Annotated in this window: 19 protein-coding genes; 10 read left to right on the top strand and 9 right to left on the bottom strand. The window is 63.8% G+C overall.

Annotated elements, in window-relative coordinates:
• Both JX325_RS05200 and JX325_RS05195 read right to left on the bottom strand, forming a co-directional pair.
• A partial coding sequence (locus JX325_RS05200) for a M56 family metallopeptidase (RefSeq protein ID WP_279380509.1) occupies positions 1-538 on the bottom strand: 538 nt, incomplete at its 3' end.
• Positions 535-912: a BlaI/MecI/CopY family transcriptional regulator gene (locus JX325_RS05195; protein WP_204790103.1), complete on the bottom strand. Its 378-nt coding sequence runs from the start codon at positions 910-912 to the stop codon at positions 535-537. The genes JX325_RS05200 and JX325_RS05195, both read right to left, overlap by 4 nt.
• A gap of 306 nt (positions 913-1,218) precedes the next feature.
• Between JX325_RS05195 and JX325_RS05190 the strand changes: the two genes are divergently transcribed.
• The 3 genes from JX325_RS05190 (at position 1,219) to JX325_RS05180 (ending at position 2,684) form a co-directional block, all read left to right on the top strand.
• Positions 1,219-1,524, top strand: a complete 306-nt coding sequence (locus JX325_RS05190) for an STAS domain-containing protein (RefSeq protein WP_204790102.1) — start codon at positions 1,219-1,221, stop codon at positions 1,522-1,524.
• Between the two features lie 15 nt (positions 1,525-1,539).
• The gene (gene spoIIAB / locus JX325_RS05185; RefSeq protein ID WP_204790101.1) at positions 1,540-2,067 is read left to right on the top strand and encodes an anti-sigma F factor; all 528 of its coding nucleotides are present in this window, start codon (positions 1,540-1,542) and stop codon (positions 2,065-2,067) included.
• Entirely contained in the window at positions 1,980-2,684 is a 705-nt protein-coding gene (locus JX325_RS05180; protein ID WP_204790100.1) for a sigma-70 family RNA polymerase sigma factor, read from the top strand. The genes spoIIAB and JX325_RS05180 overlap by 88 nt, the downstream gene beginning before the upstream one ends.
• Here JX325_RS05180 and JX325_RS05175 read toward each other — a convergent pair.
• The 4 genes from JX325_RS05175 to JX325_RS05160 form a co-directional block, all read right to left on the bottom strand.
• Entirely contained in the window at positions 2,572-3,426 is an 855-nt protein-coding gene (locus JX325_RS05175) for a TIGR03915 family putative DNA repair protein (RefSeq protein ID WP_204790099.1), read from the bottom strand. The genes JX325_RS05180 and JX325_RS05175 overlap by 113 nt on opposite strands.
• Before the next feature lie 21 nt (positions 3,427-3,447).
• Positions 3,448-4,722, bottom strand: coding sequence for a putative DNA modification/repair radical SAM protein (locus tag JX325_RS05170; RefSeq protein WP_204790098.1), 1,275 nt, complete (start codon positions 4,720-4,722; stop codon positions 3,448-3,450).
• Positions 4,701-4,889 (bottom strand): hypothetical protein, encoded by a 189-nt coding sequence (locus JX325_RS05165; RefSeq protein ID WP_204790097.1) that lies wholly within the window; start codon positions 4,887-4,889, stop codon positions 4,701-4,703. The genes JX325_RS05170 and JX325_RS05165 overlap by 22 nt, the downstream gene beginning before the upstream one ends.
• 104 nt (positions 4,890-4,993) lie before the next feature.
• Positions 4,994-5,356 (bottom strand): DUF5684 domain-containing protein, encoded by a 363-nt coding sequence (locus JX325_RS05160; protein ID WP_204790096.1) that lies wholly within the window; start codon positions 5,354-5,356, stop codon positions 4,994-4,996.
• 135 nt (positions 5,357-5,491) lie between these two features.
• Between JX325_RS05160 and JX325_RS05155 the strand changes: the two genes are divergently transcribed.
• The 3 genes from JX325_RS05155 to xdh all read left to right on the top strand — a co-directional run bounded on the left by JX325_RS05155 (position 5,492) and on the right by xdh (position 9,126).
• On the top strand, positions 5,492-5,737 hold the full coding sequence (locus JX325_RS05155; RefSeq protein WP_243413934.1) for a helix-turn-helix domain-containing protein: 246 nt from the start codon (positions 5,492-5,494) through the stop codon (positions 5,735-5,737).
• Positions 5,738-5,806: 69 nt separating this feature from the next.
• On the top strand, positions 5,807-6,436 hold the full coding sequence (locus JX325_RS05150) for a thiamine diphosphokinase (RefSeq protein ID WP_204790095.1): 630 nt from the start codon (positions 5,807-5,809) through the stop codon (positions 6,434-6,436).
• A 140-nt stretch (positions 6,437-6,576) separates the two neighbouring features.
• Complete coding sequence (gene xdh, locus JX325_RS05145; protein ID WP_204790094.1) at positions 6,577-9,126, top strand: selenium-dependent xanthine dehydrogenase; 2,550 nt, start codon at positions 6,577-6,579, stop codon at positions 9,124-9,126.
• Positions 9,127-9,221: 95 nt separating this feature from the next.
• Here xdh and JX325_RS05140 read toward each other — a convergent pair whose 3' ends face one another.
• Positions 9,222-9,797, bottom strand: a complete 576-nt coding sequence (locus tag JX325_RS05140; protein ID WP_204790093.1) for an NTP transferase domain-containing protein — start codon at positions 9,795-9,797, stop codon at positions 9,222-9,224.
• A 119-nt stretch (positions 9,798-9,916) separates the two neighbouring features.
• Between JX325_RS05140 and xdhA the strand changes: the two genes are divergently transcribed.
• From xdhA to xdhC, 3 genes are read left to right on the top strand one after another with little or no spacing between them, the layout of a single operon-like run.
• Positions 9,917-12,211 carry a xanthine dehydrogenase subunit XdhA gene (xdhA, locus tag JX325_RS05135; RefSeq protein WP_204790092.1) on the top strand — a complete coding sequence of 765 codons (2,295 nt, stop codon included), beginning with the start codon at positions 9,917-9,919 and terminating at the stop codon, positions 12,209-12,211.
• A gap of 15 nt (positions 12,212-12,226) precedes the next feature.
• Positions 12,227-13,108 carry a xanthine dehydrogenase subunit XdhB gene (gene xdhB / locus JX325_RS05130; protein WP_204790091.1) on the top strand — a complete coding sequence of 294 codons (882 nt, stop codon included), beginning with the start codon at positions 12,227-12,229 and terminating at the stop codon, positions 13,106-13,108.
• A complete protein-coding gene (gene xdhC, locus JX325_RS05125; RefSeq protein WP_204790090.1) occupies positions 13,108-13,614 on the top strand; it encodes a xanthine dehydrogenase subunit XdhC in 507 nt (168 codons plus the stop codon). The genes xdhB and xdhC overlap by 1 nt, the downstream gene beginning before the upstream one ends.
• 46 nt (positions 13,615-13,660) lie before the next feature.
• On the opposite strand, the gene JX325_RS05120 is transcribed toward xdhC, so the two are convergent.
• Both JX325_RS05120 and JX325_RS05115 read right to left on the bottom strand, forming a co-directional pair.
• Complete coding sequence (locus JX325_RS05120; RefSeq protein WP_204790089.1) at positions 13,661-14,326, bottom strand: class II aldolase/adducin family protein; 666 nt, start codon at positions 14,324-14,326, stop codon at positions 13,661-13,663.
• A gap of 13 nt (positions 14,327-14,339) precedes the next feature.
• Positions 14,340-15,392: a s-methyl-5-thioribose-1-phosphate isomerase gene (locus tag JX325_RS05115; protein WP_204790088.1), complete on the bottom strand. Its 1,053-nt coding sequence runs from the start codon at positions 15,390-15,392 to the stop codon at positions 14,340-14,342.
• Positions 15,393-15,536: 144 nt separating this feature from the next.
• Between JX325_RS05115 and JX325_RS05110 the strand changes: the two genes are divergently transcribed.
• Positions 15,537-16,391, top strand: a complete 855-nt coding sequence (locus JX325_RS05110; protein WP_204790087.1) for a DUF4147 domain-containing protein — start codon at positions 15,537-15,539, stop codon at positions 16,389-16,391.
• Positions 16,392-16,419 lie beyond the last annotated feature (28 nt).

Genomic DNA, 16,419 nt, shown 5'->3' with positions numbered 1-16,419 from the left:
CCTCCACCAGATAGACCCGGCGGGGGGAGTCCTCCACGGGATAGGACCTCCGGGCCCTGCGGAGCTTCCGCCAGAAGAGCAGATTGGAGAGGACCAGCCAGCAGGCCATGACCGCCATACCGCCGTACCAGATGGGGGGCAGCTGGTCCGCCAGGACGATCTGCCAGGCGTATTCCACCTCATGGACCACCTGCTGGCTGTTGGTATAGCTGTAAACGCTGTTTTCCGAGGGCGGGCCCAGCACGATTTTGGGGTCCTCTTCGGAACGGTACGAGGGAAGGGGCCCCTCTGGAGCGGTCAGAGTGACCCGGGAGGGGGACAGGTAGAGTGCCTGTCCCTCCAGGCCGGACACCACCGGTTCCGCCGCCGTCAGCAAGCTGAAATCTGCCGCCGGAAGGCTGGCCGGAACCAGCAGCCGCAGCAGCACCAGTCCCCAGAGGGCGTACTGGGCCCGGCGAGAGAGGACCTTCCGAAACAGCCGCCGGAGGGCCAGCAGCGCCAGGATCAGCGCCGAGGAGGTCAGAAGGATTTCCTTCATGTGTCGTCACCTCCCGCCTTATCCAGGATGGCGGACAGCTCGGCGATGTCCGATTCGGACAGCCGGCGGCTTTCCACCATGGCGCTCATCATCAGCCCCAGGCTGCCGCCGTAGACCTTGGAGAGGAAGCTCTCCGTCTCGTCCCTGGCGGCATCCTCCCGCCGGAGGGCGGGGTAGTAGCGCTTGGCCTTTCCGCCCTCCTCGTGGCGGACGGCCCCCTTGGCCTCCAGCCGGGAAAGCATGGTGATCACCGTGTTTTTACTCCAGCCGGTCTCCTCCCGNAGAGCCGCCGTCAGCTCTGTGATGGTGCTGGGAGCCCGGTCCCACAGGCGGCGCATCAGCTTCCACTCGCTGTTGGAAAGTTCAATTTTCATGAAAACACCTCCCTCGGTCAGGTATACGTCTGTCTACCTGAAGCGTAACAGAGAGGTAGACGTTTGTCAACCTCAAATTGGTTACAAAATGGAAACGCCCGCCGTCCAAGGACAGCGGGCGCCGATGCTTCAAGGGCCAGAGAGACTATTTCCACTTTTTGCCGAAATTTCCAGAGTTTTCTTATGGATTTCGACAAAAAGCCGGAGCGGGACGTGCTATCATCAAATTTGAAAAGCCCGTCCCATCCGGGGCCGGGGGCAGAAAATGGCGAATCAGATTTATTTTTGACAAAAGAGGGGAACGCTATGGAAATCCTGGCAAAGAGCGCGGACCGGAATCTGCTGCTGGAGCTCAGCGGGGAGCTGGACCACCACGGGGCCCGGACCGCCCTCCGGGAGATGGAGGAGGCCCTGGACGCGGCCCTGCCCCGGAAGCTGGTGCTGGACCTGTCGGGAGTGACCTTTATGGACAGCTCCGGCATCGCGGTAATTCTCCGGGCCCGGCAGAAGATGCAGCTTCTGGACGGGGGGCTGCTGGTGCGGGGGGTGCCGCCCCAGGCCCGGCGGGTGCTGGAGGCCGCCGGGGTGAACCGGCTGGTGACGATCAAATAAGGAGGTTTTACATACATGAGGACCAAGGCAGTCAATGAGGTCACGATGGACTTTCCCAGCCAGAGCCGGAACGAGAGCTTCGCCCGCTCCGCCGCGGCCTGCTTCGCCGCCCAGATGGACCCTACCCTCAACGAACTGGAGGACATCAAAACCGCCGTCAGCGAGGCGGTGACCAACGCCATCGTCCACGGCTACCCGGACGCCATCGGCGGCGTGACGCTGAAGCTGCGGGTGCTGGCGGGGAACGTGCTGGAGTTGACGGTGAAGGACCACGGCCGGGGCATCCCCGATGTGGACAAGGCCCGCCAGCCCATGTTTACCACCGGCGGGGAGGAGCGCAGCGGCATGGGCTTTACCATNATGGAGAGCTTCATGGATANGGTGACGGTNCGGTNCGCCGTGAACAAGGGGACCACGGTGGTGATGCGGAAAAAGCTGGTCNCCCGCGTGAAGAAATGCGNGCCGCGCTGGAGCTCCTCCGGGCGGCCCAGCAGGGGGACCGGGACGCCTGTGAACAGGCGGTCATTGAGAACAACGGCCTGATCTGGAGCGTGGTCCGGCGATATTATGGACGGGGCGTGGAGCCGGACGATTTATATCAACTGGGCTGCCTGGGGTTTTTGAAGGCGGTCCAGGGCTTTGACTTCGATTACGGCACCTGCTTTTCCACCTACGCCGTGCCGAAAATCGCGGGGGAGATCCGCCGCTTCCTGCGGGACGACGGAGCGGTGAAGGTGGGGCGGAGCATCCGGGAACAGGCCCAGACCCTCTACGCCGCCCGGGAACGTCTCCGCAACCAGCTGGGCCGGGAGCCGGCCCTGTCGGAGCTGTCGGAGGCCACGGGCCTGACGCCGGAGGAGATCGCCCGGACGGACCTGGCCACCGACGCGCCGGAGTCCCTCCAGCAGGAGACGGCGGACGGGCTGACCCTGGAGGGGGCCCTGGGCACCGAGGCTCCGGAGGAGGGGCTGGTGGAGCGCATCGNCCTCCGNGAGGCCATCGATCGCCTGTCGGAAAAGGAGCGCATGACCATTCTCCTCCGCTATTTCAAGGGCCTGACCCAGGAGCAGACGGCCCGGGTGGTGGGGGTGTCCCAGGTGCAGATATCCCGGCTGGAGCGCCGGGGCCTGAAACGGCTCCGGGAGACGTTCGAGGAATGAAGTGGTCCTCCCCCTGGAACTCCGTCATGGTGCCCCAGTAGCGCTTGGGCATGTTGCTCATGCGAAGGCGGGGATTCTCCCGCTCCTTGATGGCGATGGTGTCGTAGAACCGCTTCCACAGGAGGCGGTAGCGGGCTTCCGTTTTATCCGGCGGGGCCATCTGGAAATCCGCCAGGGGCCGGATGACCGACTGGCCGGGGACGTGGAACAGGGCCTCTTTGTGGGTGCGGTCGTAGAGGAAAAAGCGCTCGTTGTGAAACCGGGCGGAAAAGTGCCCGCCCAGAACGGGGAGCACCCGGTTTTTCGGCTCAATCTCGCCTCCCAGCACGCCCCCCAGGTCCGAAAAGCGGACGAAGCCCTTTAATAGATGGACCTCCCCGTTCAGGTGCTGGACGGCCCGGATGACCGGGTACAAGGTCTCGTCGGAGCGGTTGCGGAGGAAGCCGGGGCCCTCCCGGAGCAGCTTGGCGACCACCTGGAACAAATGCAGCTCCTTCTCCGAAAGGCAGGTGAGGAAGCCCCGCCGCAGCAGCACGGCGGCCTCCGGGGACAGGGCGGCGACCTTTTGCAGCACCCGGGCGGCGTGGTCCGGGTCCGTGAGTACCGTCCGGGAATTGAATAAGCTGAAAACAGCATCCTCGCCGGAGCAGAATCCGGCGGGGATTTCCTTATGGGCGTAGCTGTCGAAGACGCAGGAGAGGAAGCCCTCGAAGCTGCCGTCGTAATGGTAAATCACGTCCATGGAACACCTCCGGGTGCGCCGTCACGCCGTCTCCGCCGGGTCGAAGAGGGACAACTGCACCGCCTCCTGCTGGGGCAGCAGGGGCCGNTCGGNGGCGATGAGCCCCNGGAGAACGCTGTCCGGCGTAAAGCGCAGTCCCTNCGCNATTTTGCCGGAGGCGGTGAGGAAGTACTGGNCCCGCTTCATGACCACGCCCAGCTTTTTCAGATTGTCGATGTGGAGGGGCCCCACCCGCCGGGCGCTGAGAATCCGCCGGGCGGAGGTGACCCCCACGCCGGGAATCCGCAGCAGGGTCTCATAGGCGGCGGTGTTGACCTCCACCGGGAAGAAGTCCAAGTGGGCCANGGCCCAGCTGCACNNGGGGTCCACCCGGGTGTCGAAGTCCTGGGTTCCCTCGTCCAGCAGCTCCTCCGCCCGGAAGCCATAGAACCGCAGAAGCCAGTCCGCCTGATAGAGCCGGTGCTCCCGCAGAAGAGGCGGCTTCACGTCCCTGGCGGNGAGGAGGGCGTGCTCCTCCACGGGGACGTAGGCGGAATAGAACACACGTTTTAGACCGTAGCGGTCATAGAGCCCCTGGGTCAGCCGGAGGATGTGGAAATCCGTGTCCCGGGTGGCCCCCACGATGAGCTGGGTGCTCTGCCCGGCGGGGGCGAAGCGGGGGGCGTGCNTNTNCTTTACCAGCTCTTCCCGGCTCTGCCGGTTCCGGGTCTGAATCTGCCGCATGGGGGCCAGGATGGCCCCCTTTGTCTTGTCCGGGGCCAGGGAATTCAGCCCCGCCTCCGAGGGCAGCTCGATGTTCACGCTGAGCCGGTCCGCCAGAAAGCCCAGCCNCTCCANCAGCTCCGGCGCCGTGCCNGNAATGGCCTTGGCGTGGATATAGCCGTTGAAGCGGTACTGCTCCCGAAGGAGGGCCAGGCAGCGGATCATCAGCTCCGTGGTGTAGTCCGGACTGCGGAAGACCCCGGAGGAGAGAAAGAGCCCCTCGATATAATTCCGGCGGTAGAACTGGATGGTGAGGTCCGCCAGCTCCTCCGGGGTAAAGGCCGCCCGCCGGGTATCGTTGCTCCGGCGGTTGACGCAGTATTTGCAGTCGTACACNNAGCGGTTGGTCANCAGCACCNTCAGCAGCGTGACNCAGNNCCCGTCGGCGGAGAAGGTGTGGCAGCAGCCCGCCGAGGCGGTGGAGGTGTTGCCGATATACCCCTTTTTCGCGGTCCGGGTCCCGCCGCTGGAGGTACAGGCGGCGTCATACTTGGCGGCGTCGGTGAGGACGGTCAGCTTCTCCAGGACATCCATGTCTTCTTGCTCAGGCTGGCCCAAAGCCGCACATTCCAGGCCGCCGGGAGGCAGACCGCCTTGCGGGAGCGCCGGGCGGGCCGCTCGATCAAATCGATGAAGCGGAAAAGCTGGGCGGTGAGGATGGCGGCGCCCAAGAGCGTAAAGAATAAAGTCCAGCCGGTCATAGGAAACCCTCCGTATAGAAAATTTGTTCGAGTATTATTGTAACTCGAACAACCGTTCCTGTCAAGAGGGAAAACAAAAAACGGCCCGAATAAATGGGCCGTTTTCAAAAGGTGTATGGAGGTTGTCTCACGTTTAAGGAGCCGTCCAGGTAGACCGCCCCGCCGAAACCCAGGATGGGGAAGAAGAGGAAGGGCAGCAGGGTCAGCCCCAAGCCGAACCAGGCGCTCCGGTTGAAGGCGAGGGCCAGGTCGGCGCCGCATCGAAAGAGAATGTATACATTGTAAACGGGCAGGAGCAGCCGGAGTATCCGCCGCCCGCTGCCGTAGAGCTCGTGGAAGAGCAGCCAGGTCCGGTAGACCGGCACCACCGCCTCCCAGCCCCGGCAGCCCATCTTCTGAAAGCAGCGCCACCGCCCCGCCGTCCCGGCCAGCCAGAGCGCCGCCGCCGCGGTAAGCATTCCGGCCATGTTCGCCTCCCGTCTATTCTCATGGTGAATCCAAGGTATTCCTGGGGAAAATAGTAACACATAAGTATTCAAATGTCAACATATGCGTTCGGCGGCCGTCCCGTTTTCGGATACACTTTTTAAGAGGTGATGAACATGAGCGAGATGCGCCTGGACCCTGTGGTGGTGGGCGAGGTGATTGCCGCCTACCGGCTTCGGAAGGGCGTGACCCAGGAGGTGCTGAGCGGCCTGGCGGACATCGGCAGAACCCACCTCAGCGCCATTGAACGGGGCGGGCGGAAGCCCACGCTGGAAACGCTCTACCGGATCAGCCTGGCGCTGGACGTAAAAATGAGCGACATTGTCCTGGACATTGAACGGGCCCTGAAGACGCCCCGCTGAAAGGACTGGCGTTTTCCCGGCGGAGATGGTATGATGAGGACATGAAAAACGCCGCAAGGAGAGCTGAACATGAGACGCTGTTTTATCTTTGCCGCCGGGAGCTTTTATGGATTGCGGGAGCGCCCCGTTCCCGGCGACCTCGTCATCGCCGCCGACGCGGGCTATCGGATCTGCCGGGGGGAGGGAATTGTGCCGGACCTGCTCCTGGGGGATTTCGACTCCATGGAGCCCCCGGCGGGCTTCGCCCAGGTCCGCCGCCTGCCGGTGGAGAAGGACGACACGGATACCCTGGCGGCCCTCCGGGCGGGCCTGGAACAAATGTGCGATATTTTTTATATTTACGGCGGCACCGGCGGCAAGCGGCTGGATCATACGCTGGCAAATCTCCAGTCTTTGCTGTTCCTCCGCCGGAGGGGGGCCAGGGGCTTCCTGTATGACGACGATTTCGTCTGGACCGTTCTGGAGGACGAGGCGCTGGTCATTCGGAAAACGGTGGAGTGGGGCCTGTTCTCCGCTTTCTGCCTGGGGGACCGGGCGGAGGGCGTGGACGAGGAGGGCTTCCAGTACCCCTTGAAAGACGCGGTCCTGACCCCGGAGTTTCCCCTGGGGGTCAGCAATCACATCCTGGAGCCATCGGCCCGCGTCAGTGTCCGAAAGGGGGCCCTGGCGGTGGGCTGGGAATTAGCGTCGTTAGACTAAACATAGAATAACGAAATGACAAAAGTGTCCTTGATTATGGGTTGACCTTCATGTATAATAGACAATAACGGAAAGGTCGACCTTTCCGAATACGACATAGCCGTGGGACCGNGGTCGGGCACGGAAGCAAGGAGTTTTTTATGGCGGCATTTACCGTAAACGGCAAACTAGTCACCGTGGAGAAAAACCAGAAGCTGATCCGCTTCCTGCGGGACGATTTGGGGCTGACCTCCGTGAAGGACGGATGCAGCGAAGGGGCCTGCGGCACCTGCACGGTGCTGATCGACGGCAAGCCCACCCGGGCGTGCATTCCCCAGACGGACAAGCTGGAGGGGAAGAGCGTCCTCACCGTGGAGGGNCTGACGGACTNTGAAAAGCGGGTCTATACATACGCCTTCGGCCAGGCCGGGGCGGTTCAGTGCGGCTTCTGCATCCCGGGCATGGTGATGTGCGCCAAGGCCCTTCTGGACGGGAATCCAAACCCCGCCCGGGAGGAGGCGGCCTTCGCCATCCGCAACAACATCTGCCGGTGTACCGGCTATGTGAAGATCATCGACGCCATCCTGCTGGCGGCGGAGCTGCTCCGGGCCGGAGAGGTGCCGGAGATCCCCTCCGATTGGTCCCTGGGGGCCCGGGTACCCCGGGTGGACGTGGAAGAAAAGGTCACCGGCACGGGGGTGTACCCTGACGATATTTATATGGACGGCATGCTTTACGCCTCCGCCGTCCGCTCTCAGTACCCCAGGGCCCGGGTGCTGGCNATTCATACGGAAGNGGCCAAGGNCCTGCCCGGCGTGGCGGGGGTCTTCACCGCCGCCGACATTCCCGGCAGCAACAAGGTGGGCCACCTGAAAAAGGACTGGGACACCATGATTGCCGTGGGAGACGTCACGCACTATTTGGGCGACGCCGTGTGCATTGTGGCCGCCGAGGACGCGGAAACCCTGGCGAAGGCCAAGGCTCTGGTCAAGGTGGACTACGAGGAGCTGCCCATGGTGCGGAATCCCCAGGAGGCCATGGCGGAGAACGCCCCCCTGGTCCACCGGGAGGGGAACCTGCTGGCCCACAAGCACATCCAGCGGGGGGACCCGGCGGCGGCTATCGCGAAAGCCAAGCATGTGCTGACGGAGAAATTCTCCACCCCCTGGACGGAACACGCCTTCCTGGAGCCGGAGTGTGCCGTGGCCTATCCCGACGGGGACGGGGTCATGGTCCTTTCCACGGACCAGGGCACCTACGACACCCAGCACGAGACTATGGGGATGCTGGGCCTCCCGGCGGAAAAGGTGAAGGTCCAAAACTGCCTGGTGGGCGGCGGCTTTGGCGGCAAGGAGGACGTGACGGTCCAGCACCACGCCGCGTTGGTAGCCTACCTGACGAAGCGCCCGGTGAAGGNGAAGCTCAGCCGGGCGGAGAGCCTGCTGATTCACCCCAAGCGGNACCCCATGGAGATGGAGTTTACCCTGGGCTGTGACGAAAACGGCGTTATCCAGGGCGTGAAGGCCAGCGTGGTGGCCGACACCGGGGCCTACGCCTCCCTGGGCGGGCCGGTGCTGGAGCGGGCCTGTACCCACGCCGCCGGGCCCTATAACTACCAGAACTTCGAGATCGACGGCTGGGCCTGGTACACCAACAATCCCCCCGCCGGGGCCTTCCGGGGTTTTGGTGTCACCCAGACCTGCTTCTGCATCGAGAGNCTTTTGAANCAGATGGCGGACCTGGTGGGCATCAGCCCCTGGGAAATCCGCTACCGCAACGCCATCCGCCCCGGCCAGGAGCTGCCAAACGGCCAGATTGTGGACGAATCCACCGGCCTGGTGGATACTCTGGAGGCGGTGAAGCCCTACTACGAAAAGGCCAAATACGCGGGCCTCGCCTGTGCCATGAAGAACGCGGGCGTGGGCGTGGGCATCCCGGACACGGGCCGGGTGCGGCTGACGGTGGAGGACGGCAAGGTCCACATTTTCGCCGGGGCCTCCTGCATCGGCCAGGGCCTGGGCACGGTGCTGACCCAGATGATCTGCGACCAGACGGGCCTTCCCCATGAGGACGTGGTCTATGAGAGGTCGAACACCTATTTCGCGCCGGATTCCGGCACCACCTCCGGCTCCCGGCAGACCCTGTTTACCGGCGAGGCGTGCCGCCGGGCCTGCGAGGGATTGAAAGCCGCCCTGGAAGAGGGGGGCCTTGGCTCCTTGAACGGCAAGGAGTTTTATGGCGAGTACTTGGGCAAAACGGACCCCCTGGGGGCCGATGTGCCCAATCCCGTCAGCCATATCGCCTACGGCTACGCCACTCAGGTCTGCGTCCTGGACGAGGACGGGAAGCTGAAGCAGATCGTCGCCGCCCACGACGTGGGCAAGGCGGTANATCCCCTCTCGNTGGAGGGCCAGATCGAGGGCGGCGTGGTCATGTCCATGGGCTACGCCCTGACAGAGCGCTATCCCCTGGAGGACTGCAAGCCCAATGTGAAGTTCGGCACCCTGGGCCTGTTCCGGGCCAGCCAGATCCCTGAAATCGTCCCCATTATCGTGGAGAAGCCGGGGCTGAATGTGGCCTGCGGGGCCATCGGCATCGGGGAGATTACCTCCATTCCCACCGCCCCCGCCATTGCCGGCGCCTATTACCGCTACGACGGAAAGCGCCGCACGGCCCTGCCCCTGGAAGGGACCCCCTACAGCAAAAAATAAAGCTGATGGATGCAGAGCACCCCAAGAAGAGCAGGGAGTTCCATTGTGGGGCCTGAGCCCCTGCTCAGGCCATTTCCCCTCAAGCTGCCGGCNTCTTAAGGATTCAACCCTTTCAGAGCCTCCGGCGTGTCCACATCCGTCAGCTCCTCCTCCGGCACTTCCAGCAAAACAAGGTCTTCCTCATGCCGCCGGATGACGGTGTTTCCCCCGTGGTCCTCCCGGAGCTCCAGCAGCTCCGGGAAGAACCGGGCGGGGAANACGCAGGGATTCCCCCGGACCCCGCCGTGAGCCAGGGCGGCGATCTTCTCCGGCTGGGAGCGCCAGAGCTCCACCAGGGCCTTGACGCTCTCCCGCTTTAAAAGAGGCTGATCGCTGACCAGGAACATGGCGGCGGCGCAGCCTCCCAGGGATTCCAGTCCCAGGCGGATGGTGTGGCTGATGCCCCAATCCGGGTGTTCGTTCCGGACGGCGGAGAAGCGAAACCGCTCCGCCAGGTCCAAAACCTCCGGGTATTGGGTTACCACCGCGACCTGTTCAAATTCCTCCCTAGGCACCGCCTCCAGCGCCCGGAGAATCAGGCTCCGGCCCCCCAATCCGGCGGCCAGCTTGTTCTCCCCAAACCGGCGGGCGTTTCCAGCCGCCANCACCACACAGCCCAGTGTCTGTACCATATTCTGCAACCCCCATATTTAGCAAGTGTTTATAAAAGTAGTATATCCTCTTTTCTCCCGTCCAGTCAAGGGTCCCGTTTCCCCGGGAGCGAAGTTGTAATAGAAAAGGAGGGCACCCTATGAGCAAAAGCGTCGGCAAGAGCGTGATCCGGGTGGACGCCTATGAGAAGGCCACAGGCCGGGCCAAATACATGGACGACCTCTGTGACCGCAGCGCCCTGATCGCGAAAATCTGCCATTCCACCATCGCCCACGGCTTTGTGAAGTCCGTGGATACCTCGGCGGCGGAGGCCGTCCCGGGCGTGGTGAAGGTTCTGACCTGCTTCGACGCGCCGGACATCGNGTTTCCCACGGCGGGCCATCCCTGGTCCACGGNCCCCCATCACCAGGACGTGGCGGACCGGAAGCTTTTAAACCGGCACGTCCGCTACTACGGCGACGAGGTAGCGGTGGTCATCGCTGAGGACGAGGTGGCCGCCGCCCAGGCGGTCCGGGCTTTGAAGGTGGAGTATGAGGAGCTGCCCTTTGTTCTGGACGTGCAGGAAGCCATGAAGGACGGCGCGCCTCAGATTCAAGAGCGGGCCCAAAACAACATCCTGGCCCATTCCGACGTTCGCCGGGGAGATTACGAGACTGCCCGGCGGGAGCCCGGCCTCATCAAGGTGGAGGGCTGGTACGACACCCCCACCGTCCAGCACTGCCACATTGAAAACCACGGCTGCTTCGCCTATGAGGAGGCGGGCCGGGTGGTGGTGGTCAGCTCCACCCAGATTCCCCACATCGTCCGCCGGGTGGTGGGCCAGGCCCTGGGGATTCCCTGGGGCAAGGTCCGCATCATCAAGCCCTATATCGGCGGCGGCTTTGGCAACAAGCAGGACGCGCTGTATGAGCCCCTGTGCGCCTGGTGCTCCACGAAGGTCGGAGGACGCCTGGTGAAGCTGGAGTGCAGCCGGGAGGAGACCTTTGTCTCCAACCGGGTCCGCCACGCCATCCGCACCCACATTATTTCCTATGTCCGGCCCGATGGCACCCTGGTTGCCCGGAAGCTGGAGGCGTTTTCCAACCAGGGGGCCTACGCCTCCCACGGCCACGGCATCGTGGCCAAGGGCATGAACGCCTTCCCTCAGCTCTACCCCTGCCCCAATGTGGAGTGCGACAGCTGGACGGTGTACACGAACCGGCCCTCCGCCGGGGCCATGCGGGGCTATGGCATCCCCCAGGCCATGTTCGCCGGGGAGAGCCACATTGACGACATCTGCAAGGCGATTCACATGTCCCCCCTGGAATTCCGCCGGAAAAACCTGATGCCCGTGGGCTATGTGGACGGCTTTTCCAAGAACGAGCTCTATTCCGACACCTTCAACCAGTGCATGGACAAGGCCTTGGAGCTGCTGGACTACCGGAAAAAGTTTGAGGAATACCAAAACCAGACCGGCCCGATCCGCAGGGGCGTGGGGCTGGCGGTGTTCTGGTACAATACCGCCGTTTGGCCCATCTCCCTGGAATCCTCCTCCTGCCGGATGGTGCTGAATCAGGACGGCTCTCTCCAGTTCCAGACCGGCGAGACGGAGATCGGCCAGGGATGCGACACGGCCTATTCCCAGATGGTGGCGGACGCCGTGGGCATTCCCCTTGGCGACGTCCATGTAGTCTCCACCCAGGACACGGATATTACCCCCTTCGGCACCGGGGCCTATGCCTCCCGGCAGACCTACATCGGCGGCTTCTCCATCATGCAGACGGCCCTGGCCCTGCGGGAGCGCATTTTGAACGTTGCCCATGAGCAGACCCGGATGCCTGTTTCCAACCTGGATCTGGTGGACGGGCAGATCGTCCGGAAATCCGATGGGCGGATTCTGAAATCCCTGGGGGACCTGGCGACGGAAAGCCTGTACTCCCTGGAGAGCAGCCGGCATATCACCGCTGAGACCACGGCACAGATCAAATCCAACGCCTATTCCTTCGGCTGCTCCTTCGCGGAGGTGGAGGTGGACATTCCCATGTGCAAGGCCACCCTTCTGCGGCTGGTGAACGTCCACGACTGCGGCACGCTGATTAACCCCGCCCTGGCGGAGGCCCAGGTCCACGGCGGCATGTCCATGGCCATCGGCTACGGCCTTTCCGAGNAATTGAAGTTCGACGAAAAGACCGGCAAACCCCTGAACAACAACCTGCTGGACTATAAGCTCTCCACCTTCATGGACCACCCCACGCTGGAGGCCGCTTTTGTGGAGAACCCGGAGCCCACCAGCCCCTACGGCACCAAGGCCCTGGGCGAGCCCCCGGCCTGCTCCGGCGCCCCGGCCATTCGCAACGCGATTTTGAACGCCACCGGCGTGGCCATCGATTCCTGCCCCATCACGCCCCATGTCCTCTATCGGAAGTTCAAAGAGGCGGGGCTCATCAACGACTAAAGGAGGGCCCAGCGTATGTATGACATGAAAGCCCTGTATCAGGCGAAGAGCGTCAAGGACGCCATGGCCCTGCGCCTTGCCCATCCCGAGGCTCAGATCATCGCCGGAGGCTCCGACGTGCTGGTCCAGATGCGGGAGGGCAGGCGGGCCGGGGCGGAGCTCATCTCCATCCAGACCCTGGACGAGATCCGGGGCGTGTCCCTGGACGCCGACGGGACCCTTCGCATCGGCTCTCTCACCAGCTTTTCCCATATCACCCGGGACCCCCTGATTCAGAAATACATCAACGTCCTGGGCGAGGCCGTGGACCAGGTGGGCGGCCCTCAGATCCGGAACATCGGCACCATCGGCGGAAACACCTGCAACGGCGTCACCTCCGCCGACTCCGCCTCCACCCTCCACGCCTGGGACGCCGTGGTGGAACTGACGGGCCCGGAGGGCGTCCGCCGCCAGTCAATCCATGACTTCTATATCAAGGCGGGCAAGGTGGACATTCGGGAAGGCGAAATCCAGACCGCCATCTTGATTCCCAAAGAGAGCTATGAGAACTGCTTCGGCCACTATATCAAGTACGCCATGCGAAACGCCATGGACATCGCCACCCTGGGAACCTCCGTCAACGTCCGCCTCTCCGCCGATAAGAAAACGGTGGAGCGGGCAAGGGTCGCTTTCGGCGTGGCGGGCCCCGTGCCCCTGCGGGCCGAAACGGCGGAAAGATTAGCCGCCGGACAGCCCGTCAGCCTGGAGCTGGCGGAGCGGTTCGCCCAGGCCGTCAAGGAGGACATCAATCCCCGGGACTCCTGGCGGGCGGCCAGGGACTTCCGCCTCCACATCGCCGTGGAGAGCGCGAAGCGGGCCTTTATTGAGTCCGTGAAACTGGCGGGAGGTGACCTGTGATGGAGAAACACAACATTCAATATCAGACGGTCCGCTTCAACCTCAACGGCAAGGACGTGGAGCGGACGGTGGACGTCCGGGCCAGCCTTACGGACATGCTGCGGAACGACTTCCGCATGACCTCTGTCAAAAAGGGCTGCGAGGTGGGGGAGTGCGGAGCCTGCAACGTGCTGATTGACGGCGAGGCGTTCAACTCCTGCATCTACCTGGCCGTCTGGGCGGAGGGAAAGAAGGTCCGCACCCTGGAGGGCCTCCTGGGCCCCAACGGGGAGCTTTCCGACATCCAGCAGGCCTTTGTGGACGAGGCGGCGATTCAGTGCGGCTTCTGCTCCCCGGGCTTCATCCTGACGGCAGTGGAGATTCTGGAGTCCGGCAAGGAGTATACGGACGCGGAGCTGCGCAAGCTCCTTTCCGGCCACCTCTGCCGGTGCACGGGGTATGAAAACATCCTCCGGGCGGTGAAGAAAACCATGTACAAGCGGCTGGGGAAGGAACTGCCCCAGTGATGGAAAACCGGCNGGACGCGCACAGCGTCCCGCCGGTTCGTGGTTTTTAATAACCTGTTTTCCTGCCTTCCGGCTGCCCGTAGGATTTGAACCGCTCCATGACGTCCTCCATNGCCTCCNTGCCGAGGACGTTGGGCGTCCCGATGCACAGGGCCCGGTATTGAAGTTCCGCCACGTATTCCATGTTCAGCGCCAGGCCGTAGGCCCCGGCGAGGTCCTTCCCGCAGGCCACCAGCCCGTGGTTTCCCAGCAGCACGGCGTCGCTGTCCCCGGCAGTCTCCACGGCGGCCTCCGCCAGCTCTAAGGTGCCGAAGGGGTAGTAGGGCGCACAGGGGACCTCCGCCGCCCCCGCATCGGCGATGGCGTAGTGAACGGCCCGGAGGGGCCGGCCCAGTACGGCGAAGGTAGTGCAGTACATGGAATGGGTGTGGACCACGGCCCGGATGTGCGGCTTGTTCTTGTAAAAAAGGGTGTGGAGGGCCCACTCGCTGGAGGGCTTCCGGGTTCCATCCGCAATGTTGGCCTCCAGATCCGTCACCACCACGTCTTCCGGCCGGGTGTCGAAATAGCCGATGCCGGAGGGGCTGATAGCCATGAGGCCCCGCTCCGGGACATAGACGCTGATGTTTCCGCTGGTGCCGGTGCAAAGGCGGCCGGCGCTCATTTTCCTGCCGTACTCCACCACCAGCTCCCGTTCTTTTTGCAGCAGCATAGCCGAATCCTCCTCAGTAAAATTCCCGGACTTCCGAGTCAAAATATTGGTCCAGCAGATAGGGGACGTAGACCCCCTTGTCCGTCACCACCCCGGAAATCAGGTGCGGGGGCGTCACGTCAAAGGAGGGATAAACTCCTTTGACCTCCGGGACGGTGTTGGGAATGCCCCAGGAGGTCAGCACNGGGCCGGGGTCCCNCTGTTNGATGACAATGTCCGCCGCCGACCGCTTGTCCCGGTCGGGGATGCCGGTGACATAGTAGGGAACGCCGAAGTACTTGGCCAGAATCGCNATCTGAAAGGTGCCCGTCTTGTTGNCGATGTGCCCGTCCCGGGCGATGGTGTCCGCGGCGGAGGTAAAGACGTCGATTCCCTCCCGCTCCATGGCGTAGGCAATCATATTGTCCGTGAGCACCGTGGTGTCAAAGCCTGCCTGGGCAAAGCAGCTGGCGGTGAGCCGGGCCCCCTGGAGGAAAGGCCGGGTCTCCGCGCNGAACACCCGGAAGGTCTTTCCCGTTCGCCTTGCGGCCCGGATAAGAGTTCCGATGATGGTTTCCCCGTAGCACTGTGTGAGAACCGTTCCGCCCTCCGGGATGAGGGCCTCCAAGCGGTCCCCCACCAGCTGCATGACGCTGTAGCGCCGCCCCAGGGATTCCAGGGTGTCTTCCACAATGGCGGCGACGGGGTTTTGTCCCGCTTCCAGCGCCGCCTCCGCCACGTCCGCGCAGCGGAAGGTGATCTGGCCGTAGCGGTTGGCGGTGGTGGGCCGGGCGTGGGCCAGCTCCTGGGCCGCCTGGCGGAGAAAGGCAAGCTGTTCCGCCCGGCCTTTATCCCGGGCCTGGTGGGCCGCCAGGGCCATGCCCATGCCCACGGCGGTATAGGGCCCGGCGCTCTGGGTCACCATGTCCGCAATGGCCCGGACCACCTGCCGGTAGGTTTCGCAGACCTCGAACCGGACCTCCCTCGGGTAGACCCGGCGGTCTAAAATGCGGACCTTTCCATCCTCGTACCAGGCCACATGTTCGTATTGCAGGAGGAAGGGCATGCCCTCGTCCATCCGCTTCATATTGGCGCGCCTCCTTCACGGCGGGGTTCCGCCCGGTGTTTTCCACATCATACCCCATCGGGCGGGAAAATGCAAACGGAAAAATGATTGTCCTTTTCCTCTCCATCCGTTATACTGGAATACAACAAAAGGGAGGCGGCAAGCATGACGGAGCTTCGAAGGCACGCGGAACAAATTTACGGCGAGGCAATTCGCCGGGCGCTGCCGGATGTGGCGGTGAGGGAGGCCCTGAGGGACTTCCGTCCCGGCCCTGGCCGGACGCTGCTGGTTTCCGTGGGAAAGGCGGCGTGGCGGATGGCCTCCGCCGCCCTGGAAGCCGTAAGCGTGGACGGCGGTTTGGTGGTGACGAAATACGGCCACAGCCAAGGGCCCCTGCCGGGCCTGGAGATTTTAGAGGCGGGGCACCCGGTGGCGGACGCGGCTTCCTTCGCCGCATCGGAGCGGGCTTTGGAGCTGGTCCAGGGACTGNGGGAGGNGGATGACCTGCTGTTTCTCCTCTCCGGCGGGGGCTCCGCCCTCTTCGAGGCGTCGGACCTCTCCCTGGCGGAATTTCAGGACATCAACCGCCGGCTTCTTTCCTGCGGCGCGGACATCCAGGAGGTCAACCGGGTCCGCAAGCGGCTGTCCAACGTAAAGGGGGGCCGTTTCGGCGCGGCCTGCGCCCCGGCCCGGGTGTTTTCCGTGGTGCTTTCCGACGTGCTGGGGGACCGGCTGGACATGATCGCCTCCGGCCCCGCCGCTGTGGACGGCTCTACGCTGGAAGAGACCTTGGCGGTGGCGGAGAAGTACGGCTTAGAGCTGTCTCCCCTGGCCCGGGCCCTGCTGGCCCCGGCGGAGGCCCTGGCCCTGGACGAGCCCTTCACCGGCCTGGACGGGGAGAACCGGGCCCGGTGCGTGGAGCTGATCCGGGAAAGAGGGGGAGGGAGGCCGGTGCTGCTGGCCACCCATGATCTGACGGGACTGGAGGACGCTCCGGTGGTGCGCCTGGGGGAAACATAGGGAGAAGCTCCGCCGAGCGGCGGAGTTT

Origin of the sequence: Oscillibacter sp. CU971 (assembly GCF_905219725.1) — a bacterium.
GTDB lineage: Bacteria > Bacillota > Clostridia > Oscillospirales > Oscillospiraceae > Oscillibacter.
This window is presented reverse-complemented; position numbering and strand designations above follow the sequence as displayed.

Coding starts and splice junctions, on each gene's coding strand:
- JX325_RS05150 (WP_204790095.1), top strand. CDS start 5,807: ATGAGACGCTGTTTTATCTTTGCCGCCGGGAGCTTTTATGGATTGCGG.
- JX325_RS05190 (WP_204790102.1), top strand. CDS start 1,219: ATGGAAATCCTGGCAAAGAGCGCGGACCGGAATCTGCTGCTGGAGCTC.
- JX325_RS05160 (WP_204790096.1), bottom strand. CDS start 5,356: ATGGCCGGAATGCTTACCGCGGCGGCGGCGCTCTGGCTGGCCGGGACG.
- xdhC (WP_204790090.1), top strand. CDS start 13,108: ATGGAGAAACACAACATTCAATATCAGACGGTCCGCTTCAACCTCAAC.
- xdhB (WP_204790091.1), top strand. CDS start 12,227: ATGTATGACATGAAAGCCCTGTATCAGGCGAAGAGCGTCAAGGACGCC.
- JX325_RS05155 (WP_243413934.1), top strand. CDS start 5,492: ATGAGCGAGATGCGCCTGGACCCTGTGGTGGTGGGCGAGGTGATTGCC.
- JX325_RS05175 (WP_204790099.1), bottom strand. CDS start 3,426: ATGGACGTGATTTACCATTACGACGGCAGCTTCGAGGGCTTCCTCTCC.
- JX325_RS05165 (WP_204790097.1), bottom strand. CDS start 4,889: ATGACCGGCTGGACTTTATTCTTTACGCTCTTGGGCGCCGCCATCCTC.